This window comes from Kitasatospora kazusensis (assembly GCF_039529945.1).
Taxonomy (GTDB): Bacteria; Actinomycetota; Actinomycetes; order Streptomycetales; family Streptomycetaceae; genus Kitasatospora; species Kitasatospora kazusensis.
Window position 1 is genome coordinate 22,375 of the sequence record NZ_BAAANT010000035.1, and the last position, 24,326, is coordinate 46,700.

Here is a 24,326-nt window from a genome sequence, read left to right on the forward strand (position 1 = left end):
CTCGGAGAGGGGGGACAGGGACAAAAGAGAAAGGTGTTACCGAAAGTGTCCTAATCGTGACAAAAAGTAATAGATGATGGAACGTGGCGAACGGGTGTTTCGCTCCGGAGCTCGGCCGGTCGCGGCGAAGTTCGCCCGAACGGATGCGTTACCCCCCGGCAGTCGTGTCGTCCGCTACGGTGCGATACGGCACGCACCAGACCCGAGAAAGGCACCGTCATGGCAGATTCCGCCGAGCAGACCCCGACCCAGACCCCCGCCGAGACGCCTGACACCGACGTCATCGAGCTGGCCGCCAAGCTCTTCGGCGCGGCCCGCACGGGCGACACGGCGCTGCTCGCCGCCTACCTGGACGCCGGGGCTCCGGCGAACCTCTCCAACGACCGGGGCGACTCACTGGTGATGCTCGCCGCCTACCACGGCCACGCCGATACCGTGCGGGCCCTGGTGGAGCGCGGTGCGGACCCGGACCGGGTCAACGACCGGGGGCAGAGCCCGCTCGCGGGGGCCGTGTTCAAGGGCGAGGAGACGGTGATTGCCGCGCTGCTGGCCGGCGGCGCCGACCCGCTCGCCGGTACGCCGTCCGCCGTGGAGACCGCCCGGATGTTCGGCAAGGACGACCTGGTGGCCCGCTTCGAAGCCCGCTGACGGCAACGGCGTGCCGACCGGGCCCGTCCCGGGCCCCGGGGGGCGCGCCGTACGCTGTCGGCCATGGAGATACGCACGACCGGGTACGGCCACCCCGATGCCGAGAAGCTGACCGCCGAGGTCCAGCAGGAGTACGTCCGCCGCTACGGCGACGTCGACGTGACCGCGATGCACCCCGACCACTTCGACCCGCCGGACGGGCTCTTCGTGGTCGCGTACCTCGACGACGAGCCGGTGGCCTGCGGCGGCTGGCGGGCCAAAGACGGCGACGGCGTCGGCCTGCTCGACGGCGACGCGGAGCTCAAGCGGATGTACGTCGTCCCGGCGGCGCGCGGCCGCGGGCTCGCCCGGGCGGTGCTGCGCCACCTGGAGGTCACCGCCGAGCAGGCCGGCCGGACCCGGCTGGTGCTGGAGAGCGGCACCGAGCAGCCGGAGGCGCTGGCCCTCTACGCCTCCGAGGGCTACCTGCCGATCACCAAGTTCGGCGTCTACCGGGACCACCCGCAGAGCGTCTGCCTGGGCAAGGCCGTCCGGGCCTGAGCCTGCTCCCCGATCCGCCCCGGAGACCGCCGCCGCCGGGGCGGCCGGGCGGGGAGGGGGACGTCACACTTTCGTCCGTATGCGTTCGTATCCGGGCCCGGCTTGCGTAGCCTCGCAGCTGGTGGCGCTGTCGATGGTCCTGCACCATTTCACCCTTCGGGTCCCCGGCCGTTCGGGCCGGACCGTGCGCCGCACGCCGTCCGACCCCAGGAGACGCCGCATGCGTGACCGCCGTACCGCCACCGCCCCCGCCACCGACCGTCCCAAGCGCACCCGCCGCCGCACCGCCGCGGGTGCCGCGCTGCTGGCCGCCGGGGTGGCCGTGGTCGCCACCGGGTGCGGGCCGACGCACGGCATCTCGCAGGACGCCGCCGCGCCGGTGGCGGAGGTGGCCCCCGCCGCTCCGGCGAGCCCGTCCGCCGCCTCCCCGGCTTCCCCGTCCGACACGGCCGGCCCGGGATCCGCGCTGCCCTCCGCCTCCTCCGGGGAGTCCGGGCCGTCGGCGCCGGCGACCTCCGCCACGACGGCACAGGCCAACCGGATCCCGGCCCCCCGGGTCCCCGCCGCGGGGGCCTCGGCGACCGGTTCGCCGACGGCCGGTGCGACGGGAGCCACGGGTGCGACCGGCGGGCCGGTGATCCCGGTCATCGGGCACACCGCCTCGGGCGGCCGGACGGTCGCGCTGACCTTCGACGACGGGCCGGGGCCGTACACCGGCCAGATCCTGGACGTACTGGCCCGGTACGGCGTCAAGGCCACCTTCTGCGAGATAGGCAAGCAGGCCGCCGCCGACCCGGCCGCCGTGCAGCGGATCGTCGCGGCGGGCCACCGGCTCTGCGACCACACGGTGGACCACCCGCAGCCGATGCACACGCTGCCGCACGACCGGCAGGTGTCCGAGATCGACGACGCCGCCGCCGCGATCACCAAGGCGGGCGGGGCCGGCACCAGGATCGGCTGGTTCCGCGCACCCGGCGGTGACTTCAGCGCCGAGAACAAGCAGATAGCCGCCCGGGCCGGGCTGAAGTCGCTCGGCTGGACGGTGGACACCCGCGACTGGTCCCGCCCCGGCGTGCCCGCGATCCTGGCCGCCGTCCAGCAGGAGCTGAAGCCCGGCGGAGTCGTCCTGATGCACGACGGCGGCGGCGACCGCAGCGAGAGCGTGGCGGCCCTCGAACTGCTCATCCCGTCGCTGATCGCCCAGGGCTACACCTTCGACTTCCCCGCGGCGTAAGCGGCTGCCCGTCCGGGCCCCGCGCTCCGGGCCCCGGACCGCAGGTCGCGTGTCGCAGGCCCTGCGCTCCGGGCCCCGCGCTCCGCTCGGGAGCCGTCCGGGGATCAGCGAGGCCCACCCCCGTGAGGCCTCGCTGATCCGGCGGTTCCTCCGCCGTCGGTCCGGCGACCGGGGCGGGGAGTCCGCGCCCGGGGGCCGTGAGCGTCGGCGTCCGGGCGGGAGGTGCCGGCCGGGCCCGATGGGATCCGGCCGGCCGGTGATCACCATCCTGTACCGGTCCGCTACTCACCTGCTGTTCACTCGCTATCCGGAGCGGACGAGGCCAGCCGCGACGCCACCAGCTCGGCCTGCGGGCTGCCGATGGCGGAGAGCACCTGCGCCGCCTCGGTCCAGGCCTCACGGGCCTCGGCGGGCCGGCCCAGCGCGGCGAGGGCGATCCCGATCTCGTCCAGGTTGTGGCCGACCCGCATCGGGTTGCCGTCCCGGCGGGCCGCCGCCAGCGACTGCCGGCCGAGCGCCAGCCCCTCCTCGTACTCGCCCAGCCGCACCAGGACCAGGGCGAGCTGGCCCCGGGTGGTCTCCACCATCTGCTCGTTGCCGTCGGCCTCGGCCACCGCCAGCGCCTCGGTGAGCAGCTCCCGGGCCTCCTCGTGCTCGCCCAGGTCCGTCCGGGCCAGTCCCAGGGCGCCCAGAGCGCGCAGCAGGAGGTAGTCGTCGCCGAGCTCGCGGGCGGCGGCCGTGCCCTCCGCGAGGATGACGGCGGCCTCGGCCAGGCGTCCGAGCATGTACTCCAGGTTGCCGAGGTTGAGCCGTGCGCCGACGGCCCGGCGCAGATCCCCGTGCCGGACGAAGACCGCGATGGCCCGCTCGTACGGCTCCCGCGCCTGCGGGTCGTGCCGCATCGAGAAGGCGATCGCCAGGTTCACGGCGAGGCTGGCGGCGGCGAGTTCGTCGCCCAGGGCCAGCGCCGCGTCCTCGCCGAGGCGCTGGGTCTCGACCATCGTGTCCAGGCGGTGGCGCCGCATCAGGTAGCGCGGGAGCGCCGCCGCCAGCTGCCACACCACCCGGTGGTCGTCGCGCGCCGCGGCCAGCTGGATCAGCGCCGTCAGGTTCGCCAGTTCCTGGTCGAACCAGTCGAGCGCGCTGTCGTTGTCCGTGAACGGCATCGGGCCGGACCAGAGGGTCCGCAGGTCGTTCGGCAGCTGCAGGCCGCCCGGATTGACGGCGACCTGGGCCGCCGAGCCGACGCTGATGTACCAGTCGAACAGCCGGGTGAGCGCCGCGTCCCGCTCGGCGGCGGTGAGCAGCTCGGACTCCCGGCTGTAGAGGCGGACCAGGTCGTGCATCGCGTAGCGGTCCTGCGCGACCTGGTCCAGCAGGTGCACGGTGTCCAGCGCGCGGAGCGCCTGCCGGACGAGGGGCGCGGCCGTGCCGCGCAGCGGTCCGTCCCGCTCGGCCAGGGCCCCGGCCGCCGCCGGGCCGATGCTCGCGCCCGGGTGCAGGCCGAGCAGGCGGAAGAGCCGGTTCTGCTCCGGCGTCAGCCGCAGGCAGGTGTGGTCGAGCGCCCGCGACACGGTGTGGTCGTCACCCGGCAGCCCGAGGCCCGCGAGCCGGTCCTCCTCCGGCGTCAGCTCGGCGGCCAGCCCGGAGACCGGGACAGCCGGGTCCTCGACCAGCCGGACGGCCGAGATCCGCAGGGCCAGCGGCAGCCCGCCGCACAGCCGGGCCAGGTCCCTGGCCGCCTCCGGCGTGGCCGCGACCCGGTCCGTCCCGGCGATCCGGCCGAGCACCTCCACCGACTCCTCCAGCGGCAGCATCCCGAGCGGGACGGAGGCCGCGCCGGTCTCGGCCACCAGCCCGCCCAGCTTTCCACGGCTGGTGACGAGGGTGAGGCAGGTCGCCGACCCCGGCAGCAGCGACCGCACCTGCCGGTAGTCCTGTGCGTTGTCGAGGACCAGCAGCACCCGCCGGTCGGCCATGCAGGAGCGGTACAGGTCCTCGCGCTGCGCCGGGTCGGCCGGGACCTGGTAGCCGGGGATGCCGAGGGCGATCAGGAACCGTTCGAGCACCCGGCCGGGCGCCTCCGGGTCCGCCCGGTCGTAGCCGTGCAGGTCGACGAAGAGCTGCCCGTCCGGGAAGTCGCCCAGACGGCTGTGCGCCCAGGACAGCGCGAGCGCGGTCTTCCCCACCCCGGCAGGGCCGTTGACCACCGCGATCCGGGCGCCGCCGCCGCTCGGGTCCAGCAGGCGGGAGAGCTCGTCCAGTTCGGCCGCACGCCCCACGAACCCGGCGGGCGGGCGCGGGAGTTGAGCGGGGAGCGGCAGGTCGGACCCGGTCCGGGGCGAGGCCTGCGGGGCCGGTGCGGGAGCCCTTGGGGCGGGGGCCGCGGCCGGCTCCGGCGCGGGCTGGAGCACGGGGTCGCCGCGCAGCACCGCGCCCTCCAACTCGACGATGCGGCGGCCCAGATCGAGGCCGTACTCCTTGGCCAGGTGCTTGCGCAGCGCGCTCACCACGGCCAGTGCGTCGGCCTGCCGTCCGCTGCGGTAGAGGGCGAGCGAGAGGCGCTCGGCGATCGACTCGCGGGCCGGGTACTGGTTGGACAGGGCGGTCAGCTCCGGCACCAGCTCCTGGTGCCTCCCGGCTCGCATCTCCAGGTCCGCGAGCAACTCGTGCGCCGCGAACCGCTCCTCCTCCAGCTGCGCACCGGCCGGCCCGGCGAACGGCGCGTCCACCCCGGTCAGAGCCGGCCCGCGCCACAGGCCCAGGCCCTCGCGCAGCACCCGGACGGCCTCGACGGACTGGTGGCGTCCGGCGAGTCCGCGCGCCCGGGCCAGCCGCGACCGGAACTCCGCCGAGTCGAGCGCCCCCTCCGGGACGTGCAGCCGGTAGCCGGCGCCCTCCGAGGAGAGCTGCCCGGCCAGGTCCTCGGGCAGCCCGGCGCGCAGCGTCGAGACGGCGGTGTGGACCTGGGCCCGCGCCGTCCGCGGCGGCTCCTCGGACCAGAGCGCGTCGACCAGCTGCTCGATGCTCACCCGCCGGTCGGCGTGCAGCAGCAGGAAGGCGAGCACCGCCCGCCGTCTCGGCCGTGCCACCTCCACCGGCCGCCCCTGGGAGCGGACTTCGAGCGGCCCGAGAATCGCGTAGTTCATTGCAGCCATCCGTCACCTGGTCAGCCCGTGTGCCGTGGTCCTGGACACCGGCTGTCCGGCGGCGGTCGCGAGTGTAGCCGCCAAGGGGGGTGGTACCGCTGACGGGTCCACGGGGGAGCGGGGCCACCGCGCCGCCCGCAGTGCGCGGCAGGCGTCGGCCGCCCGGCCCTCGCGCGGGCGGCGGCGGGGGAGACGGGCCGAGGCCGCCCCGGGATCGGGACGGCCTCGGCCTTCGGTGCTGTGGAGCTGTGGAGCTGTGGAGCGTCAGTTCACCGTGTAGGTGTACGGGATCGCGGCCAGGACGGAACCGGTGGTGCCGATCTGGTTGTTCGCGGTGGCGATGCCGGTCGGGGCCGACACCAGGTACAGCACGCCGCTGACGACGCTGCCCTTCGCGCCGGTGGGCGTGATGGTGACCTGGAGGCTGCCCTTCGCGCCCGGCTGGACGACGACCGGCGTGACCGCCGGGGCCTGGGCGTTCACCGCGAGGGCGAACGGGTCACCGGTGCTCGACGTGAGCGCCGGGTCGAAGGCCAGGGTGTGTGCCGTCGCGGTGACCGTCGAGCTGCCGGCCGGTGCGCCGGTGGCCGGGAACGGGCCGATCTGCTGGACGTAGGTGCCCCAGAAGCCCGAGACGATCGGCTGCTCGGCGGTGCCGGCGTCCTTGGCGACCGAGATCGTCGAGCCGCCCTGCGCCTTCCTGAGGTCGCCGAACAGGTCCGGCGAGCCCGTCGTCCCGTTGATCTCCAGCTGGGCCGGGACCGTGGAGGCCGACACGGCGGTCAGCCGGTCGGTGCCCGGGGGGACCAGGAAGCCGGGGATCGCCGAGCTCGGGCCGAGCGGCAGCGCGACCGTGCCGGAGGCGCCCTGCGGCACCAGCGGCAGGTCGGCCCGGGTGGTCAGCCGGCCGTCGGCCTGGACGAGCTGCGCGGCGGCGGTGTTGTTGGTGTAGCTGACCGTCAGCGCGGTCGGCCGTCCGGCCGACAGCTTGGTGTGGGCGCTGTTCGGCAGGCCGGGAGCGGTCGCGACGTTCTGGTCGAGGCCGATCCGCCCGGTGAACGGCCGGCTGAGCTCGGCGCCGCTGACCGGGTTGAGGACCACCAGCGCGAAGCGCCAGCGGCCCGCCGCCGGGTTCACCGCGGTGACGGACAGGCCCGCCCCCGTACCGGTGTTGGTGCCCTTGGCGTCGAAGAGCGCGTTGCTCTCCACGTCGGCGGGCGTCCCGTTCGGGCTGATCAGCACACCCTGCATCAGCAGGTTGGCGTCGTGGCCGACAGTCAGGCCGACCCGGAGGTCGCGCTTGCCCTTCGGCACGTCGAAGGCGTAGGTGAAGCTCTGCGCCGGGGAGGACGCACGGGCGTTGCCGCCGGTGATCGTCCCGGTGAAGGTGCCGTTGTCGTGGGCGACCTCGACCAGGCTGCGCAGGATCACCGGCACGCTGGTGGTCGAGCCGTTCGAGCTCGCCACGGTGACCGACTCGGCGGCGTCGCCGCTGTCGGCCGGGGTGGTGAGCTGCACGTGCAGGGTCTTGGACGCGCCGGGCGCCAGGTCCGCCACCTGCGGGCTCACGTTGCCCGCCGGGACGGCGCGCTGGGTCGCGGTGTCCAGGATGACCGGACCGGTGAAGCCGTTGGTGCCGGCCGGGGTGTAGAGCACCGCCGTCCAGTCACCGGCGACCGGGTGCGGGACGTCCACGATGCCGAAGTTCGGCGAGACCGCGCCGCCCTGCGGACGGGTGTTGGTCTCGAACCGGCCGGACGGGTCCAGCAGGGTCATCCGGACGACCGGGGTGACCGTGTTGGCGCCGGACTTCTGTGCCTTGCCCTGCCAGGCGATCGAGGCCGCCAGGCGGTCGGCGCCGGCCGGGACGGTGAACTTCACCTGCTGCTGGACCCAGGTGGCGCCGTTGGTGGCGTACTTGAAGGTCTGCTTCGAGGAGGAGTCCAGCGCCACGGTCTGCTGCGCGTCCCCGAGCGGGGCGAAGCTGCGGGTGGCGGCGCTGACGGTCTGCGGCGCGGAGCTGGTGTTGACCACCGTGACGTCGGCGGTGTGGTTCGAGCCGGCCTTGCCGGTGACGTCGATCTGGGAGGTCGTCACCGCCACGGTCGAGCTGTGCTGCGCGCCGGAGCCGTTCTGGTAGCCCTCGGCCGCCTCGACGGCGGCGCGGACGTTCAGCAGGCCCGCGCCCTGCTCCTGGGCCGGCAGGCCCAGGTCGTGGGCGGTGCCGGTGAGCAGCTTCTTGACCAGCGCGGGGGCCGGGGAGGCGCCCTTGTGGGTGTTGCGGTACGCCTCGATGACGACCGCGGCGGCGCCCGCCGTCATCGGCGCGGCCTGGCTCGTCCCGCCGAACGGCTGGATCGGGCTGGGCGCACCGGCGTAGTTGGTGCACTCGGTGTACTTGGTCACGTCGGGCGTGCAGAGCGCCCAGTCCGACTCACCGGGGGCGACCAGGTCGACGGTGCGGCCGGCCTGGGTGATCCCGCCCGAGGAGAGCGCGGAGACCGTGTTGTTCGCCCAGGTGCCGTTCGAGAACTGCGCCGCCGCGTACCCGGTCTGCTGGTACAGCTGCGAGTCCGTGGACGCACCGGCCGAGATCACGTTCGGGTCGGTCGAGGGCGCGCCGATGGTGCCGTTGATGCCCGCGTCGCCGCTGGACACCGCGACCGTCACACCCGCCGCGACCGCCTGGTCGTTGAAGAGCGAGATGGTGTCGTGCGCCCCGCTGTCGGGCGCGATGTTGCTGCCGAACGACTCGTTCAGCACGTCGACGTGCGCCACCGAGACGGCGTAGTCGATCGACTGCAGGATCGCCGAGTTCGGCAGCGTCTCGCCGCCGGCCTTCAGGGCCACCAGCGAAGCGCCGGGCGCGATGCCCTTGATCCGGATGGTGCAGCCCTTGGGCAGCGGGTGCGTGGGGTTGACGAAGTCCGACAGGTCGTAGGACATCCGGCCCTGCGCGATCATCGCGGAGGCGTCACCGAAGGCCTCCGCCGCACCGGTGGGTGCGGCCGTGCCGTCGCCGGAGAAGTCCTGGTAGTCGACCACCGCGTGCGAGCCGTCGGGCCGGATGAAGTCCGGGTTCAGCGGGTCCAGGCCGTCCGCGATGTAGGCGACCTTCACCCCCGTGCCGTCGGCCAGCTCGTGGGCGCCGGGCGCACCGGGGGTGCTCTCGGTGTGGGTGGAGTAGAGCGCCTCGGGCTCCAGCAGGGGCTTCGAGGGGTCGCTCGGGCAGATCGCGTTCGGCTGCTCGGTGGTGCCCGAGGCCTGCGGCGCGGTCTGCGCCTTCGGGGCCTTGGAGACCGGCGCCGGTGCGGCGGGCGAGCCGGAGCCGGCCGAGCCGGTGCTCGGCGGCGCCACCCGGACGGACTGGTCGGCGACCACGGAGGCCACCGACGGGTCGGCCTCCAGAGCGGCCCGCAGGGCGGGGCTCACCGTGGCGGAGAAGGCATTGCCCACCACGAAGCTCTTGATGTCGCGGCCGCCGTTGGCCTTGACCTTCGCCAGCAGCGGGGCCTGCGCGGAGGCCGTCCGCTGCTTGCGTGCACCCAGGTGAGCCGAGTCCGCGGGGGTGGCCGGTATCTGGTCCTTGAGGATCACGATCACCGCTGCGGGGGCGCCGCTGTCCGAGAGCGCCAGCGCGTTCGGAGCCGGAATGACCGTGGTGCCGCTCGCGGTGGTCCCGAAACCGAGGACCAGCGAGGCGGCGGTGATGGTGACCGCTGTGGTGAGCTGCGCTTTACGCCAGCCGATCATGAACATCCCTTCGCCTGATAAGACGTCAGGGGGCAGGCCAGGGCGCGCGCTCCGGGGTCGGACGCGTGCATGATCCCGGAACGCCGGTCCCGACAAGCTCACGCATTCCAGCGCATGTGGTGCCGCCGGGACAAGGGGGTTGGCGTACGCAGGATGTTCAGCAGCCCAAGCCTTCCCTGGTCGATGCCGGGTTTCCGCAGCTCGCCGGGGGTGGACGGCCCGGGACGCACTGCGAAAGCTTGATCAGTTCGAAACATTCCGCACTGGTCGACAATCGTGTGGACAGAGCCTGACGATATGTCATGATGTCGATAAAAATGCGGTAGCGACACGACGGCGCCGGAATTCCGGGCAGGGCGGTTCCGGTGTCCTGACGCCCGGTCCGCTGCGCTACGCGGAGTCCCCGTCGGCGCGCAGTTCGAGCACGACGGCCCACAGGACGGAGACCAGGGGCAGCGCGACGGCCGCGCCGATCACGCCCGCCAGGATGCCGCCGGCGGTCACCGACAGCGCGACCACCACCGGGTGGATCCGCACCGCCCAGCTCATCACGATGGGGTGCAGCAGATGCCCCTCGATCTGCCCGATCACCACGATCAGGGCGAGCACGATCAGGGCGGTCACCGGCCCCTTGGCCGCCAGCGCGACCACCGCCGCCACCGCCATCGCGATGGGTGAGCCGATCAGCGGGATCAACGTCGCGAAGAACTCCAGGACCGTCAGCGGCAGTGCCAGCGGGACGCCGAGGACGGTGAGCGCGATCCCGACCAGGACGGCGTTGCTGGCCGCGACGATCATGATCCCCCGGGTGTAGCCCGCGAAGCTCCGCCACGCCGCCCGGCCCGCCCGGCCCCAGACCGGCCGGGCGTCGGCGGGCAGCTGGCGCTCGCCCCACCGCCACATCGCACTGCCCGAATGGATGAAGAACACCGAGCAGAACAGGGCCAGCGCCGCCCCCGTGACGGCCTCGACCACGCGCCCGGCCTCGCCCACCGCGGTGCTGATCAGGGTGGACCGGTGGGCGGAGAGGAACGAGCCGAGCTTGCTCTGCAGGTCCGACACGGCACTCGGCCGGACGTGGAACGGCGCACCCTCCAGCCAGCGTTCGATCCGGTCCAGGCCGCCCCGGAACTCGTGGCCCAGGCTGCTCCACTCCCCGGCCACGGTCTCGCCGACCAGACTGAGCAGCCCGGCGAGCAGCAACAGCGCGCCGAGGACGGTCAGCAGGACGGCGACCGTCCGGGGCATCACACGGCCCAGCAGGTCGGCGGCCGGCCGGAGGATCGCCGTGATCACCAGCGCCGCGAACACCGCGACCACGGGCAGCACCAGCCGGCCGAGCAGCACCAGGACGGCGTAGAGCGCCGCCCCCACCACCAGCAGCCGCCAGGCGTACCCCGCCGCGCGCTGCAGGCCGGGCGGCACCCGGGAGCCGCCCGGCCGCGGGCGGGCCGCCGCCACCGTCAGCGCCGCCGACGGGTGGCGGCGCGGGGGGACGGCGCGCGGACGCGCGGCCCGGCGGGCGGTACGCCGACCCGGGGCGGGCCCGGAACGGCGGGCCGGTTCACCGTCCACTGGGTCACCTCTCATGCGGCGGACCTTCCGTGCGAAGCGGCCGCGTACCCGCGGCCCGGGCGGTGCTCGTCCTGCTGTCGCCGCTGCCACCGCGGCTTCCGCTCCCGTTGCCGCCGCTGCCGCTCTGCGGCCGACCCCGGTCGCGTGCCCCGTACGCCGCGTTCCATGTCCTGCGTGGGCTCTGCGTGCTCCGAGCGCCGTGCGGGCCGGGGCAGCGGACCGGGGCACAGGCACCACAGTAGGCCGGACAGCCCGCCGGGGCGCCGTAGGCGGCCGTGGCGTGGCGCGGCCGGGCGAGAGCGTGCGCCCAGATGATCCAACCGGCTCCGCCGCTACGGCTCCGGGCGGCCCCGGGCTGGTATCTGTGGGGACGGCGGTTTCGTACGGCAGAGCCCGGGCAGGCGCCACGGTGTCGGGCCGGGTGGTGCGAGGGTGACCGCGGGTCATGGGTGGGAAGGCTGGGACGATGCCGGATGTCCGCGCTGTGATCGGCTCGCTGCTGGAGCGCCGCAAGGACCCGGTCGTCGTCCAGACGGTCCGGGCGACCGTGGCCGCGACGCTCGCGTACGCCGTCGCCGTCCGGCTCAGCTCCGAGCCGGCCCCGCTGACCGCGCCGCTCACCGCCCTGCTGGTCGTCCAGGTCACGCTGTACTCGACGCTCACCACCGGCATCCGGCGGGTCAACTCGGTCGTGGTCGGGGTACTGATCGCGATCGGGTTCAGCTCGGTGGTGGGGCTGTCCTGGTGGAGCCTGGGCCTGATCATCCTCGCCTCGCTGACCATCGGGCAGTTCGTCCGGGTGGACGAGTTCGTCAACGAGGTCGCGATCAGCGCGATGCTCGTGCTCGGGGTGACCCGGCTGGCCTCGCAGGCCTGGGACCGCGTGCTGGAGACGCTGATCGGGGCCGGGGTCGGACTGATGTTCAACTTCCTGTTCGCACCGCCGGTATGGCTGGACACGGCCGCCGAGTCCATCGAGGACCTCGCCCGCCGGACCCGCCACCTGCTGCTGAGCATCGCGGAGGAGCTGGGCACCGCCGTCCCGGTGGCCCGGGCCGCCGTCCGGCTCCACGAGGCCCGGCAGCTCGACCAGGCCATCGCCGAGGTGGACGCCGCGCTCCGGCAGGCCGAGGACAGCCTCCGGCTGAACCCGAGGATCACCGAGGGGCTGCTCTCCCGGCTGGTGCTGCGCACCGGGCTGGACACGCTGGAGATCTGCGTGGTCGTGGTGCGCGTACTGGCCCGCTCGCTCACCGACCTCGCCAAGCGGCGCGAGCAGGACGAGCCGCTCTTCCCCGCCGAGGTGGCGCTCGCGCTGGAGGAGCTGCTCACCCACATCGGGGCCGCCCTGGTCAGCTTCGCCGTCCTGGTGACGACCCCGGTCAGCAGCAGCGCCGACGAGGCCGAGACCCGGTTGGCCGCCGAGCTCGCCGCCGCCTGGAACAGCCGGGAGAAGGCGGCCCAGATGCTGCTGCGCCGCGTCCAGGAGCACCCGCACGCCTGGCAGTTGCACGGTTCCCTGCTGGCCGAGGTCGACCGCATCCTGGACGAGCTCGATCTGGAGCACCGCTCCCGCCGCCTGATGGAGGAGCTGGACCGGGCCTCCCGGGCGCAGCACGAGCGGTTCACCCGGCTCGGCCGGCTCCGGCGCTTCGCCCGCGGCGAGCAGCTCGGCCGCAGGTCCTGAGGCCGGCCGGCCCCCGGTCCCGGACAGGGCCCCCGGCCGCTCGCGGAGGGGAGTCCGTACGAGCGGCCGGCGGCCCTGTGGTCGTCGGGGTGTGCGGGTCCGGTCCTGACGACCGGTAAGGGACGGCGGATCAGGAGGTGACGGTCCAGGCCTGTCCCGGGGCGGCGCCGTTCGGCTGGTTGGTCACCACGGTGGAGCCGGGGGTGGTGCCAGAGGTGTCGAGGGTCAGGCCGTTGCCGACGTTGGTGATGGTCAGCGTGCCGGTCGTGGTGTTCTGCAGGACCCGCCACTCCTGCCAGGGGTTGCCCGGTGAGGCGTTGAGCAGGTAGGCGCTGTTGCCGGCCGCGCTGCCCGCGGCGAGCACGGTGTGGACCTGGGTGCCGGTGTCGCAGTTGTCGCTGATCCGCACCGTGCCGTCGGGGTTGGGGGTGAAGGTCCACTGCTCGGAGGTGTGGGTGCTCCACCAGGTGTTGGTGTCCGCGAGCGAGCCCACGGCGGAGCTGCAGGTGCCGGAGACCTCCAGGACCTGGCCGCCGGTGCCGCCGGTGCCGCCGGCGCCGATGGCGTGGTACTTCCCGTCGCCGACGACGGCGGCCGGGACGGTCGTCGGCAGCGGGGTGAGGCGGTAGAGCGCGACGCCGTGCGGGGCGACGGAGGCGCCGACGGTGTCGGTGAACCGGCCGGTGCCGCCGCCCCAGATGTCCTTGTACGTGTAGCCGGGGCCGGTCAGGCCGAGGGCGGCGAGGCTGGTGGAGACCGTTCGGGCGTTGGCCGGGTCCTGGTTCACCAGCAGGACGGCGGTGTCGCCATCGGCCAGCCGGCGCTTGAGCACCACCGGTGCGGTCGGCGAGGCCGGTGCGGCGCCGACCAGGGTGGCCGGCTCGGCGAGGGTGTCCTGGTCGATGGCGATGACGCCCGGGTTCTTGAGGACCGCCAGCGAGCCGGCGTCGATGCCGGTGCTCCAGTTGACGCCGTTGTAGCTGTGCTGGGACTGGGCGGCGGTGCGCAGGTCGGCGCCGGAGATCAGCGGCGAGGCCATCATGGAGAGGACGGAGGTCTCGGTGCGCGACTCGTCGTCGGTGAACGACTTGGCGCACACGCAGGTGGTGGTGACTCCGTACACGCCGTAGGGGTCGTTCCAGCCGGTGAACATCATGTCCATGTCGTTCCAGCTGCCGGGGTGGACGTTGCCCGGGTACTTCAGGGCCGTCTGCAACTGGCCGTTGTAGAGCACGCCGTCCAGTTCGCTGTCCCGGTCGCCGCCGATCCGGCACAGGTTGGCGACCTGGCCGCACCAGACGCCGGTCGGCGAGTAGCCCGGTGAGCTGTACTGCGGGGTGCCGGCGGCCTGGATGACCGGGTCGGTGCGGGCCGGGTCGTCGGCGTCGAGCAGGTACGGAACGCCGCTGTGGACGGGCTGCGCGGAGACGCTCAGCGTCACCTTGCCCTTGCCCTGGGCGGCCGAGGCCGCGTCGAGGGCCTTCTGGAAGGTCTGCACCCGGGCGTACATCGACCGGGTGAGCTCCTTGCCCTCGCCCTGGGTGTAGTAGTTGTGCCCGTCCGGGCCGATGATCTGCGGCCCGTACGGGCAGTCGTCGTACTTGACGTAGTCGACGCCCCAGGAGACGAAGTCGTTGGCGTCGGTGGTCTCGTGGCCCAGGCTGCCGGGGTGGCCCTGGCAGGTGGTGTACGTGTCGGTGGCGTACAGGCCGAACTTCATGCCCTTGCTGTGGGCGTACCGGGCCAGGTACTGGATGCCGTTCAGGGTCTGCCCGTTGACGGTCTGCGCGGGGAAGCCATCGGGGTCGGGGAGCAGGTCGCCGGAGGTCGGGTCGATGCCGGTGCCGTCGGTGCCGCTGACCGGGTTGCCGTTGATGTCGTAGAGCTGGAGCGAGCCGTCCGGGTGCTTGACCAGGTCGGTGCTCTGCCCGCTGCGGTGGCTCAGCGACCAGCCGTCGTCGATGGTGACGGTGTTGTAGCCGGCCTGCACCAGGCCGTTGGCCGACATGAAGTCGATGGTCTGCACGACTTGTTGCTCGTTCACCGCCGTCCCCAGGCTGTTCCAGGAGTTCCAGCCCATCGGCGGGGTCAGGGCGGCCCCGTTCCCGACGGCGGCGGCGGGGGTGGCCGCACCGAGGGCGAGGACGCCCAGGCCGGGGGCGGTGAGGGCCAGCGTCAGGAGGAGGCTGGGCAGACGGGTGGTGCGTCGCTGTTCTGCGCGCATGGCTGCTACTCCGGAGGGGCGCGTGGGGGAGGGGGGATCCAACAGAAAGCAACAGGTGTCGGGGGCGCCCAGGCGCGGCCCGACGGGGTGGATGCGGCGCCGACCTGGAATGCCGCCGTGGTGGCACTGGTGGGGCGCCGGTGTGAGTGTAATTGCACATGCGACATATCCCATAGCCCTGCGTGCAGGATTTTGTTTAATCATGGTGGATATCCAAGGAACGCCAGCCCGCTCGACCGGGTGTCGGCCGACCCGCGGTGGGGGCGGGGTGGACTCCTCGGGAAAGCCGGGGAGTGGGGTCGCGCTCCGCGCTGTCGTCGTCATCGCCGTGAGCTGGGCGGTCGGCTGATTTCGGGTCAAGCCGCCCGATTCGAAGCCGTGGATCGGCCGGGGGGCTTGACGCGGCCTCGGTGCGGCGCGAAGGTGAGCGGCAAGGCCTGACATGCCACGTGTGATATTGCATAACCCGACCGCCCGACACCCAGGCGCGGTCGCCTCGTGACCCAGAGTCGTCAACCGGCTACGAATTGCCCATCGTCCGGCTCGGCAAAGTTATATGACGTGTGACATTGTTCATTCGCTCATCCGGTGGCAGGATGCATGACAACTCCCCCTCGCCGCGCTTGACGCTCAGTTAACTCCCCCACAGGAGAAGGACCCAGCAGTGAGTCTGCGAATATCGCTCCCCTCCCTCATGGCCGGCGTCGTCGCCGCCGGCTGTGCCGCCGCCACCCTGCTGCCCGCGCCCGCGCTGGCCGCACCCCGTCCGGCCACCGCCAAGTCGGCGGCCACCACCTCGCCCGCCGTGCCCCGGCCGCTCGGGCCGATCGTCGCCGCCGGCTCGCAGGACGTCGCCCCCACCGCGGCCCCGCTGCCGCCGGCCCTGCTCGGCCAGGTCGTGATGGGCCAGCCGGCCGGCACGGCCGTGCAGACCACCCCCCGCCCGGCCCAGCCGGCCACGGCGAGGACCGCCCCCCGCCCGGCCGCCGCCGACGCGCAGACCTGCACCCCGGCCGACTTCGGCAGCCGCAGCGGGGCCGCCCTGGTCTCCTTCATCCAGGGCTCGACCACGACCTGCGTCAACACGCTGTTCAACGTCACCGGCACCGACGCGGGCAACATCTTCAAGGAGCAGCAGATGCTCACCGTCGCCAAGGCCTTCCAGGCCCTGGCGGCCAACTACACCGGCGACGACTCGACCGGGATCTGGCAGCTCGCGATCTTCCTGCGGGCCGGCTACTACGTCCAGTCCTACAACGCGGGCGCCGTCGGCCCGTACTCCGCCGCGCTCACCAGTGCCACCAAGGCCGGCCTCGACGCGTTCTTCGCGGGCAAGCACTGGACGGACGTCAGCGACAACAACGGCAGCGTGCTCTACGACGTGCTGGTCCTCACCGACAGCGCGAACCTCCAGGGCAGCTACCTGAACGTCTACAAGCAGACCCTGAACGGCTACAACAGCACCTACAACGCGTTCCCGAAGCTGGTGAACGCGGTCAACTCCGTGCTGTCGGCGCCGCTCTGGCGGGCCAACTGGAACCCTGACTTCGTAGGCGCGGTCAGCGCGGACCCGAGCATCCTCAGCACCCTGAGCAGCTTCGCGATCAACCACAAGGACCTGCTCGGCGGGGCGAACGCCTTCCTCGACGTCAACGCGGGCAACGACCTCGCCCGGATCGCCGGTGACAACGCCACCATCGAGGCCGTGGCGAAGCCGCTGGTGAAGTCGGTGCTCGACTCCGCCCAGATGACCGGTGTCACCGGCCCGCTGTACGTGCACACGGCCTACCAGGCCAACGCGTACGACGCCGCCCAGTGCTCGTACTACGGCACCTGCAACCTGCCGGCGAAGCTGACCGCCGCGATCCTGCCGCACCAACTGGTCTGCGGCAACCGCACCTTCGAGACCGAGTCGCTCTCGCCGGCCGACCTGGCCGCGGTCTGCGCCAGCCTCCAGGGCGAGGACACGTTCTTCCACAACATGGTCAAGGACAACGGCCCGGTCCCCGGCCAGTACGACAAGATCATCACGCTGGGCGTCTTCAGCAACAACGCCGACTACGTCAACTACTCCTGGGCGATCTTCGGCAACTCGACCGACAACGGCGGCCAGACCGTCATGGACCCGACGGACCCGAACAACCAGGCCGTCTCGGTGATGTACCAGAAGTCCTGGAACGACGGCTTCACCGCCAACGTGTGGAACCTCAACCACGAGTACACGCACTACCTCGACGGCATCTACGACATGAAGGGCAACTTCGGCACCGAGATCTCCGTCCCGGACATCTGGTGGATCGAAGGCGTCGCCGAGTACGAGTCGTACGCCTACCGCGGCACCACCGACACCCAGGCGATGTCGGAGGCGGCCAAGCACACCTACAAGCTCAGCACGATCTTCCAGAACACCTACGACAACTCGGACTCGACCCGGGTCTACCCGTGGGGCTACCTCGCCGTCCGGTACATGTTCGAGAAGCACCCGGCCGACATCACCGCCATGCTCGGCCACTTCCGCGCCGGTGACTACCAGGGCGCCTACGCCGTCTACAACAGCATCGGCACCGGCTACGACGCCGACTTCGACAGCTGGCTCGGCACCTGCGCCGCCGGCTCCTGCTTCGCCGCCGGCCCGACGGCCCTGTTCGACCAGTCGGTCAGCGGTGCCACGGTCAGCCTGACCGACAGGTCGGTCGAGACCGCCAGCTCCGCCAAGCTCTCCGCCTGGCACTGGACCTTCGGTGACGGCACCTCGTCCGACCAGCAGAACCCGACCCACACCTACGCCGCCGCCGGCACCTACACGGTCGCCCTGACCGCCACCGACAGCGCGGGCAAGAGCGCCAGCACCCCGGCCTCGGTCACCGTGGCCGTCGGCGCCGGGACCACCCTGCCGGCCTGCACCGACGTGCGCACCGACGCGATGGGCCAGAACTGCTCGCGGACGGGCCGTACCGAGGCCGCCGGCAACACGGACTACATGTACGTCTACCTGCCGGCCGGCACCAGCACGCTGAAGGTCTCCACCTCCGGCGGCACCGGTACCGCTTCGCTCTACTACAACCCGACCGGCTGGGCGTCGCCGAAGGCCTTCACCGCCTCGTCCACCAACCCCGGCACCACCCAGGCCATCACCGTCACCAACCCGACGGCCGGCTACCGCTACATCAGCCTCTACGCCAACACCGACTTCAGCGGCGTGACGGTCAGCACCCAGTTCTGACCAGGCGCCACACCCACCCGGGCAGCCACGCCGACGGCACTGTGCCGTCGTCGTGGCTGCCCCGCGTCGTCCGGCGGGGCCGCGGTGACGGGCCCGTCCGGACCGGCCGTCAGCCGGTCAGGCCGTTGCTCAGCAGGACAACGGCACAGAAGTAGAGCACGACCGTGGCCAGCAGGACTCCCAGCATCGCGAGGACCTTCAGCGGAGCGCCCAGCCGAGTCTTCGCGATCGCCACACTCGCGAGCATGCCCAGACACCCGAATCCGCCTCCCACGGCACCTCCGAGGAACAGCAGCGCCAGCGGGAGCAGGCAGAGCGCCTTCTGCCAGCGTGTGAGACCGTCGAAACGGTTGGGCCTGGGGGGCTTCAGTGCTCTGACCTGCAACGGGTCCTTCATGCGGGGACCTCCTTTCGTCGAAGGAGTGTCCCAGACCGCCGTCGTCGCAGAGTCGACGGGGGCAGGTGGACAGGGCGGCGGCCGCCACGGCCCGGGCCTCGGCCGGCCCGGCTCGTCAAGGCCAGGAGGCTAGTCCCGCAGGTCGGCGAGGCGTGGATCCGTGAGGATCCGCCGCATCTCCACGCGAGGGAGCCCGAGATGACCCGCCGCGTGGATCTCGCCGCCGACCAGGCAGAAGGCCGCGCGGATCTCCGCCTCCCAGGCCTCCGGGTCGCGCTCCCGCTGTGCGGCGAACTCCGCCACGCGGGCGTCCTGGGCGGCGAACGCTTCGTCGACGAGCTGCTCGCGCAGGCTCGGGCGCTCTCGCACGGTCTTCACGGACCACCAGTAGGGCCGGTCCTCCTCGGGCCGCGTGTCCTCGTACACGGCGACCAGGCCCAGCAGCTCGATCGGATTGTCCCCCCAGAAGGTGAACCCGTCCTTCTCGGCGAGCCAGGCGTCCTGTCCGGTCTCGTCCTCCTCGTCCTCCTCGTCGGACAGAAGCTCCACCTTCAGGTGGTAGCCCCGACGGCGCAGGAGCTGGAGGCAGGTCTCCCACACGTTGGCGTGACTTCCCAGTGATGCCATGCGGTCACTCTAGCGAGCCTCGCCCGGCGTCGGGCGGCCGACCGGTGCGGCGCCTCACCCGGTACGACCGGACCCGTTCGACCCGCTTCCGCCGCCACCACCCGGGCCGAGCCACCGCCCTGACGGAGCGGGAACCCGGCCCCACCGCCCCTCCCGGCGCGGTGCCCCGGGGCCAGGCGTGCCGGTCAGGTCGTCAGCCCGGTCAGGCCGCCCGGTACGGGGTTGATGTCGAGGCGCGTGTAGTACTCGGTGGAGAGGATCCGGTCCCGGGCGTCGGCCGGGAGGCGGGCCAGGATGCCGGGCAGCGAGCGTTCCCGGGCCACTTCGCTCCGGTGCGCGAGGACGGCGTCCCACTTCTGCCGGAGCCACGGCCGTACGTCGACGGCCGCGGTGACCTGCTCGTCCGGCACGCTGAGCACCTTCTTACCGACCCGCGCCAGGAAGGGGCCCAACTCGCCGACGCCCGCGTGCGGATGAGTCGCCAGGTAGACCGCCCGCGGTCGCCAGGGTGCCCCTGCCTCGGGGTAGAGGTGCTCAAGTCCCGCGGCATGTGCGGCAAGGAGGGTCACCCGGTGGGTGTGCACGTGATCCGGGTGGCCCGTCAACTGGCCGTAGGCGTCGTGGGTGACGACGACATCGGGCCGGGCCGTACGCAGGTGCCGGACAACCGACCCGACCGCCTCGTCGAGCGGGGCGTCGAGCAGCCGCGCCCGGCCGGGCGCCGACTCGGGGATGCCCGCGTCGGCGTAGCCGAGCATGCGCGGCTCGCCCGCGCCGAGAATCCGGAGGGAGTCGGCGAGTTCGGCGGTTCGGTGACTGTCCGGCGACCAGGTGGCGGTGACGACGGCGGTGCGCGCTCCCGCCGCCGCGTGCCGGGCCAGGACGCCGCCGGCGAGCAGGGCTTCGTCGTCCGGGTGGGCGCACACCGCGAGCAGGCTCGGCAGGGATGAGGGCGTCGTCATGGCGGCGGCCCTTTCTCGGGAAGCGGACCGGGATGCGGGTGGTGGTGTGACGGCCGGTGCCGGCACCGTCCTACGGGTGGTAGAGCTCTCGGGCGCGGGCCAGGTCGACGGGCCCGTCCTGGTGCAGGTGCAGGAAGAAGCCCAGCTGCCACGCTTGCGTGCTGCCGGCCTGGCGGTTGGGAGGGGTCACCCAGGGCGGGTAGATGCGAAAGGCCCGCTTCCCGCCCGCACCGTCTGCCGAGACGACGCCGTGCCGGCGGAGCGCGTCCACGGGGAAGACGAACTGGCCGAAGTCGTGATCCTCGCGGGTGCTGATGACGAACAGGTCGACTGGATCCGTGACATCGAAGGGCTGGATGGGCCCGGCCGGGGACCTCTTCCAGACGGTGACGAACTGGCCGGCCTTGGTGGGGGTCGTCCTGGCGGCGCGGAACCGGACGGCGCGGCCGTCGAGGGTGAACGCGCAGGCGGCGTACTCGGCACTCTCGGCCTCGGGGACCGGCTGCGAACACGTGAATCCGCAGCGGTCGTAGACGAGCGCCTTCGCCGCGACGAGATCTCCGTGGGCCGGCGCGGTGCCCAGCCAGGGTTCCGGGCGGAGGCCGGCTGAGTGCTCGCGGTCCGTGGTCATCCGCCCACTCTGTCACGGGCGGTCTGACGTTGGCCGCTTGATGAGCAGCACACCGGTGGGGGCGTGATCGGGGGTGTACTGCTGCAACGCCGTGCAGCTCTCGACCGGGCGACGCCGCTCCGCGCCGACGGCGCCTTCGATGTGTACGACTTCGCGGGCACCTCGCAGGTCGCCGCCGACCTGTTCGGCTCCTTCTCGAAGTAGGCCCGTCCGGACTGTCAGAAGGCCGATGGGTCGGGCGAGGTGGTCGGCCGGGTGGGGTGACCGGGCGGTGGCGCGCACGGGAGTGGGCCCGGCCCTGGGTGGGAGGGCCGGACCCACGGGACTGCTTCCGTGCCGCTGTGCTCAGGCCCGGGGCTGGCAGCTCAGGTCGATGTGGGTGAAGAAGACGCCCAGGTTGTAGCCGTCCTTGACGGTGTCGAAGGTGACGGTGATGGTGTCGTCACCGACGTGCAGGAGATTCGAGATGTCCCAAGTATCGGAGTCGTAGCCGAAGTTGTTCCGGTTGTACGGGTTCCGCTTGAACCGGTCGATCGGGTCCAGCTCCTCGATGGTGGAGTTGAACGCGTCGTCGGCTTGGTGGTTGATGTCGGTGAAGTGCGTCATCGGGCTGGTGTTGGTCCGGACCGCCACGGTGTCGCCGGTCCACTTGAGGTCGCCGTCGTAGACCACGTACCCGAGCTTGCCGCGCACGTCCGTGTCGGCGGTGCCCGGGGTCTTCAGATCGGTCAGCTCGATCGTGCGGGACGGGGTGTCGGGCAGCTCGACCTGGAAGCCGTCCCAGAGGTGGATGTTGCGGTACGGCAGGCAGGGGTTCTCGTACGCGACCACGATCGTCCAGCCGCCCCAGCTGTGGGGCTGGACCACGGAGTTCATGTTGCCCACGGTGTAGGTGCCGTTGCCGTGCGCCTTCACCAGGTCGGTGACGTCGGCGGAGGCCTGGTAGCTGCTCTCGTCGGTGGTGGTGATGTACCCGATGGAGGGCTGGTCGTTGGCGATGTTGGTGTACTGAGTGTTGCCCGGCAGCTTGAGGTAGACCTCGTCGATCTTGCTCTCCGGCAGGACCTTCGTGCCGATGCCCCGTGTCCCGCCCCAGTAGAGGCGGGCGTACTTGACCTCGGAGCCGTCCAGGAGATGGAGGTCCGCGGAGCTGGCGGAGTAGATCGGGTCACCGGACGGGCCGACGCCGTTCGGGTCGATGTTGATGTACTTCATGAAGAAGTTGTTGTTGATCGGGAGGGGGCCGTCGCCCTTGCGGGCGTCCACACATGCCGCCTGGTTGGGATCCAGCGGCGGCACCTTGGTCTCGTCACAGGTCATCAGACTGTTGCTGATCCGGGTGATCGAGCCGTGCATGTCGTGCTCGTACCGGGTGGTGAACGGCAGCTGGTTCTCGCCCAGCGTGATGGCGTTGGGCGCTGCGGTCTGCGGGGTGGCCGGCCCAGGGCCCCTGGAGCCGGCGACCGGGGCGGCCAGCAGCTGGGCGGCGGCCACGGCCAGCGCGGCACCGGCGACACCGAGGCGCCGGGCGAGGCGCCGGCCGCAGGTGCTGCGACGTGCGGTGGGGAGCATGGGAACCTCTCGATCGAAGGGACGGACGCCGCTGGGGACGGCGTCCGGGAGGGGTTGTGATCATCCGATCACAACCCTCCGCGTCCCTCTCCTCACGTTGAGCCACCGGAGGTGGGTGATGGGCCGGTCGGCTGCTGTGCCGGGCCGAGCATCCGTCAGACGGCCGTATCCGGGCCGCCGGGGTCAATGCTGCCGTGCTGTGCGCTCGTTCGGGTGAACGCCGGGCAGGGAGGTGCCGGGGCGCGGACACCGAGCAGCCGGAGCCCGTCGGGCCGCCACGGCAACTGCTGCACCGGCCCCCGCCGCTTCCATCGTGGCCTGTCAGGAGTTGGGTGAACTCGCGGACATGGCAGACCAGTTCGGCCATCTCGGCTCAGGTGGCGGTGAGGTGCCGCAGGAGCTCGACATCCTTGGCACGTGGATTGTCGGGCCGGGTCAGCAGGAGCCGGGCCGGGCGGCCGGTGGTGGTGACGGGCCGGTCGCCCTCGGCGCGGCCCTGGGTGAGGTGGCGCACCAGCGGGTTCGCGCTGCCGCCGTAGCCCTTTTCCTTGATCTCGCACGGTAGTTGGGTGACGGGGACGGCTGAGTCGGCGGCTCGGCGCTGCCGCAGGTGGTCCCGGTAGGGGTCCGTCGGTGTCGCCCGGTCCGATGTGGCCCATGGCGGGAGCCTGGCGTCGCCGGCTGCTCGACGTCACGGTGCTGTCCGAGGTGTGCGGCAGTGCCGAGCCGCATCCGGCGAGCTGCCGCCACGCACCGGAACTGCCGGCTCTGCCAGGTGAGGCGTGCGTATTCGTGGACGACCAGAAGTTGGGACGGCGCCGGCCGACGTCGGAGTGTTTGGGTCGGCCGGAACCAGTGTGGAGGGGCGAGGCCCGGAGGTCGACTGCCGGCGCTCGCGGGGGCCTCCCCTTCATGCCGATCGTGACGTTGCGTGGCACGATGGGAACTCTGGGTGACCAAGCTAGCAAGGGATCGACTATGCCAAGGCTTTTCGGTGCACCGCAGGTGGCCGCCAGCGGGGATGGACGGCTGGAGCTGTTCGTCTTCGGGATCGACGGATCGCTCTGGCACATCTGGCAGACGGCGTGGAGTAACGGCTGGTCGGGGTGGGAGCGGCGGGGAGTCGGTGGGAGTTGGCCGGCGGCGCTCGCCCCGAGTGGCGACGGAAGGCTCGAACTCTTCGTTGCCGGGGACGGCTTGCAGCACGCATGGCAGACGGCGTGGAGCAATGGCTGGTCCCAGTGGATCAGCCACGGCTCACCGCCGGACCCCTCCGGCATCGGCTTCTCCGCTCCGGGGATCTCCGCGAACGCCGATGGGCGGCTGGAGCTGTTCGTGGCCGGCGGCTCGCTCTGGCGGCTGGAGCAGACCGCATGGAGTAACGGCTGGACCGGATGGATCGGCCACGGCCAGCCACCCGGCAGCCTGCTCACCGGCCCGGTCGAGGCTTGCCGGTCCGGGGACGGCCGCGTCGAGGTCTTCGTCGTCGACGCCCAGGCGGCGCTCTGGAACATCCACCAGACGGTGGCCGGCGGTGGCTGGTCGGGCTGGACGTCCTTCGGCAAGCCCGGCAACGGACTGGACGACCGCCCCGCCACCGGGCGGAATGCCGACGGACGCCTGGATCTGTTCGTCCGTGGGGCCGACAACACCCTGTGGCACCGTTGGCAGACGGCCGTCGGTACGGCCGCGCCGTGGTCGAACTGGGTCTCCGAGGGAACCGCCGGCGGCGGACTCCTCGACCACCCCGTCGTGGGCAACAGCGCTGACGGGCGCCTGGAGCTGTTCATGACCGGCCTCGACGGCAACGTCTGGCACCGCTGGCAGACCGCGGCCAGCAACGGCTGGTCCGATTGGGTGTCCGAGGGATCGGCGGGTGGAGGCTTCACCGACGCCGCACCGGCCCTCGGGCGCAGCGGCGACGGCCGCCTGGAGCTGTTCTGTGTCGGCCGCGACGGCAACCTGTGGCACAAGTGGCAGCCGGTGGCCAATGTCAGCGACTCGTGGTCGGCGTGGGTCTCGCACGGGCAGCCTGTGCTGTAGTCGTCAGACGACCCAGGGGTTCGAACTCGGCTGTCCGTCCCCCGACCTGGGCAGGAACCGG

At 72.4% G+C, this 24,326-nt stretch carries 17 protein-coding genes; 7 read left to right on the forward strand and 10 right to left on the reverse strand.

Annotated features, from left to right (window positions below; genetic code table 11):
• Window positions 1-219: 219 nt before the first annotated feature.
• From ABD330_RS24470 to ABD330_RS24480, 3 genes are all read left to right on the forward strand, one after another.
• Window positions 220-648, forward strand: coding sequence for an ankyrin repeat domain-containing protein (locus ABD330_RS24470; RefSeq protein ID WP_344468131.1), 429 nt, complete (start codon window positions 220-222; stop codon window positions 646-648).
• A 63-nt stretch (window positions 649-711) separates the two neighbouring features.
• Entirely contained in the window at window positions 712-1,188 is a 477-nt protein-coding gene (locus ABD330_RS24475) for a GNAT family N-acetyltransferase (RefSeq protein ID WP_344468132.1), read from the forward strand.
• Between the two features lie 220 nt (window positions 1,189-1,408).
• The gene (locus tag ABD330_RS24480) at window positions 1,409-2,422 is read left to right on the forward strand and encodes a polysaccharide deacetylase family protein (protein WP_344468133.1); all 1,014 of its coding nucleotides are present in this window, start codon (window positions 1,409-1,411) and stop codon (window positions 2,420-2,422) included.
• Between the two features lie 296 nt (window positions 2,423-2,718).
• On the opposite strand, the gene ABD330_RS24485 is transcribed toward ABD330_RS24480, so the two are convergent.
• The 3 genes from ABD330_RS24485 to ABD330_RS24495 form a co-directional block, all read right to left on the reverse strand.
• Window positions 2,719-5,571 (reverse strand): AfsR/SARP family transcriptional regulator, encoded by a 2,853-nt coding sequence (locus ABD330_RS24485; RefSeq protein WP_344468134.1) that lies wholly within the window; start codon window positions 5,569-5,571, stop codon window positions 2,719-2,721.
• A gap of 264 nt (window positions 5,572-5,835) precedes the next feature.
• The gene (locus tag ABD330_RS24490; protein ID WP_344468135.1) at window positions 5,836-9,324 is read right to left on the reverse strand and encodes a S8 family serine peptidase; all 3,489 of its coding nucleotides are present in this window, start codon (window positions 9,322-9,324) and stop codon (window positions 5,836-5,838) included.
• Between the two features lie 390 nt (window positions 9,325-9,714).
• Window positions 9,715-10,914: an AI-2E family transporter gene (locus tag ABD330_RS24495; protein WP_344468136.1), complete on the reverse strand. Its 1,200-nt coding sequence runs from the start codon at window positions 10,912-10,914 to the stop codon at window positions 9,715-9,717.
• A 451-nt stretch (window positions 10,915-11,365) separates the two neighbouring features.
• On the opposite strand from ABD330_RS24495, the gene ABD330_RS24500 reads away from it, so the two are divergent.
• Window positions 11,366-12,586, forward strand: coding sequence for an aromatic acid exporter family protein (locus tag ABD330_RS24500; RefSeq protein WP_344468137.1), 1,221 nt, complete (start codon window positions 11,366-11,368; stop codon window positions 12,584-12,586).
• Window positions 12,587-12,716: 130 nt separating this feature from the next.
• On the opposite strand, the gene ABD330_RS24505 is transcribed toward ABD330_RS24500, so the two are convergent.
• A complete protein-coding gene (locus ABD330_RS24505) occupies window positions 12,717-14,810 on the reverse strand; it encodes an alpha-galactosidase (RefSeq protein WP_344468138.1) in 2,094 nt (697 codons plus the stop codon).
• A gap of 664 nt (window positions 14,811-15,474) precedes the next feature.
• Here ABD330_RS24505 and ABD330_RS24510 point away from each other — a divergent pair.
• On the forward strand, window positions 15,475-18,033 hold the full coding sequence (locus ABD330_RS24510) for a collagenase (RefSeq protein WP_344468139.1): 2,559 nt from the start codon (window positions 15,475-15,477) through the stop codon (window positions 18,031-18,033).
• 109 nt (window positions 18,034-18,142) lie between these two features.
• Here ABD330_RS24510 and ABD330_RS24515 read toward each other — a convergent pair whose 3' ends face one another.
• The 4 genes from ABD330_RS24515 to ABD330_RS24530 all read right to left on the reverse strand — a co-directional run bounded on the left by ABD330_RS24515 (window position 18,143) and on the right by ABD330_RS24530 (window position 20,650).
• A complete protein-coding gene (locus ABD330_RS24515; RefSeq protein WP_344468140.1) occupies window positions 18,143-18,430 on the reverse strand; it encodes a hypothetical protein in 288 nt (95 codons plus the stop codon).
• A 129-nt stretch (window positions 18,431-18,559) separates the two neighbouring features.
• Window positions 18,560-19,057 (reverse strand): hypothetical protein, encoded by a 498-nt coding sequence (locus tag ABD330_RS24520; RefSeq protein WP_344468141.1) that lies wholly within the window; start codon window positions 19,055-19,057, stop codon window positions 18,560-18,562.
• A gap of 185 nt (window positions 19,058-19,242) precedes the next feature.
• Window positions 19,243-20,019: a PIG-L deacetylase family protein gene (locus ABD330_RS24525; protein ID WP_344468142.1), complete on the reverse strand. Its 777-nt coding sequence runs from the start codon at window positions 20,017-20,019 to the stop codon at window positions 19,243-19,245.
• Between the two features lie 70 nt (window positions 20,020-20,089).
• Entirely contained in the window at window positions 20,090-20,650 is a 561-nt protein-coding gene (locus ABD330_RS24530; protein WP_344468143.1) for a MepB family protein, read from the reverse strand.
• 63 nt (window positions 20,651-20,713) lie between these two features.
• On the opposite strand from ABD330_RS24530, the gene ABD330_RS24535 reads away from it, so the two are divergent.
• A complete protein-coding gene (locus tag ABD330_RS24535) occupies window positions 20,714-20,854 on the forward strand; it encodes a hypothetical protein (protein ID WP_344468144.1) in 141 nt (46 codons plus the stop codon).
• 141 nt (window positions 20,855-20,995) lie between these two features.
• Here ABD330_RS24535 and ABD330_RS24540 read toward each other — a convergent pair whose 3' ends face one another.
• Window positions 20,996-22,222: a hypothetical protein gene (locus tag ABD330_RS24540; protein ID WP_344468145.1), complete on the reverse strand. Its 1,227-nt coding sequence runs from the start codon at window positions 22,220-22,222 to the stop codon at window positions 20,996-20,998.
• Window positions 22,223-22,595: 373 nt separating this feature from the next.
• Window positions 22,596-22,736, reverse strand: a complete 141-nt coding sequence (locus ABD330_RS24545; RefSeq protein WP_344468146.1) for a hypothetical protein — start codon at window positions 22,734-22,736, stop codon at window positions 22,596-22,598.
• A 398-nt stretch (window positions 22,737-23,134) separates the two neighbouring features.
• Between ABD330_RS24545 and ABD330_RS24550 the strand changes: the two genes are divergently transcribed.
• A complete protein-coding gene (locus ABD330_RS24550) occupies window positions 23,135-24,265 on the forward strand; it encodes a PLL family lectin (RefSeq protein ID WP_344468147.1) in 1,131 nt (376 codons plus the stop codon).
• Window positions 24,266-24,326: the final 61 nt, after the last annotated feature.

What these genes read in the sequence shown, in the direction of transcription:
- ABD330_RS24485 (WP_344468134.1), bottom strand. Translation starts at nt 5,571, where the DNA reads ATGAACTACGCGATTCTCGGGCCGCTCGAAGTCCGCTCCCAGGGGCGG.
- ABD330_RS24475 (WP_344468132.1), top strand. Translation starts at nt 712, where the DNA reads ATGGAGATACGCACGACCGGGTACGGCCACCCCGATGCCGAGAAGCTG.
- ABD330_RS24540 (WP_344468145.1), bottom strand. Translation starts at nt 22,222, where the DNA reads ATGCTCCCCACCGCACGTCGCAGCACCTGCGGCCGGCGCCTCGCCCGG.
- ABD330_RS24470 (WP_344468131.1), top strand. Translation starts at nt 220, where the DNA reads ATGGCAGATTCCGCCGAGCAGACCCCGACCCAGACCCCCGCCGAGACG.
- ABD330_RS24525 (WP_344468142.1), bottom strand. Translation starts at nt 20,019, where the DNA reads ATGACGACGCCCTCATCCCTGCCGAGCCTGCTCGCGGTGTGCGCCCAC.
- ABD330_RS24500 (WP_344468137.1), top strand. Translation starts at nt 11,366, where the DNA reads ATGCCGGATGTCCGCGCTGTGATCGGCTCGCTGCTGGAGCGCCGCAAG.
- ABD330_RS24505 (WP_344468138.1), bottom strand. Translation starts at nt 14,810, where the DNA reads ATGCGCGCAGAACAGCGACGCACCACCCGTCTGCCCAGCCTCCTCCTG.
- ABD330_RS24530 (WP_344468143.1), bottom strand. Translation starts at nt 20,650, where the DNA reads ATGACCACGGACCGCGAGCACTCAGCCGGCCTCCGCCCGGAACCCTGG.
- ABD330_RS24520 (WP_344468141.1), bottom strand. Translation starts at nt 19,057, where the DNA reads ATGGCATCACTGGGAAGTCACGCCAACGTGTGGGAGACCTGCCTCCAG.
- ABD330_RS24490 (WP_344468135.1), bottom strand. Translation starts at nt 9,324, where the DNA reads ATGATCGGCTGGCGTAAAGCGCAGCTCACCACAGCGGTCACCATCACC.
- ABD330_RS24480 (WP_344468133.1), top strand. Translation starts at nt 1,409, where the DNA reads ATGCGTGACCGCCGTACCGCCACCGCCCCCGCCACCGACCGTCCCAAG.
- ABD330_RS24550 (WP_344468147.1), top strand. Translation starts at nt 23,135, where the DNA reads ATGCCGATCGTGACGTTGCGTGGCACGATGGGAACTCTGGGTGACCAA.
- ABD330_RS24495 (WP_344468136.1), bottom strand. Translation starts at nt 10,914, where the DNA reads ATGAGAGGTGACCCAGTGGACGGTGAACCGGCCCGCCGTTCCGGGCCC.
- ABD330_RS24515 (WP_344468140.1), bottom strand. Translation starts at nt 18,430, where the DNA reads ATGAAGGACCCGTTGCAGGTCAGAGCACTGAAGCCCCCCAGGCCCAAC.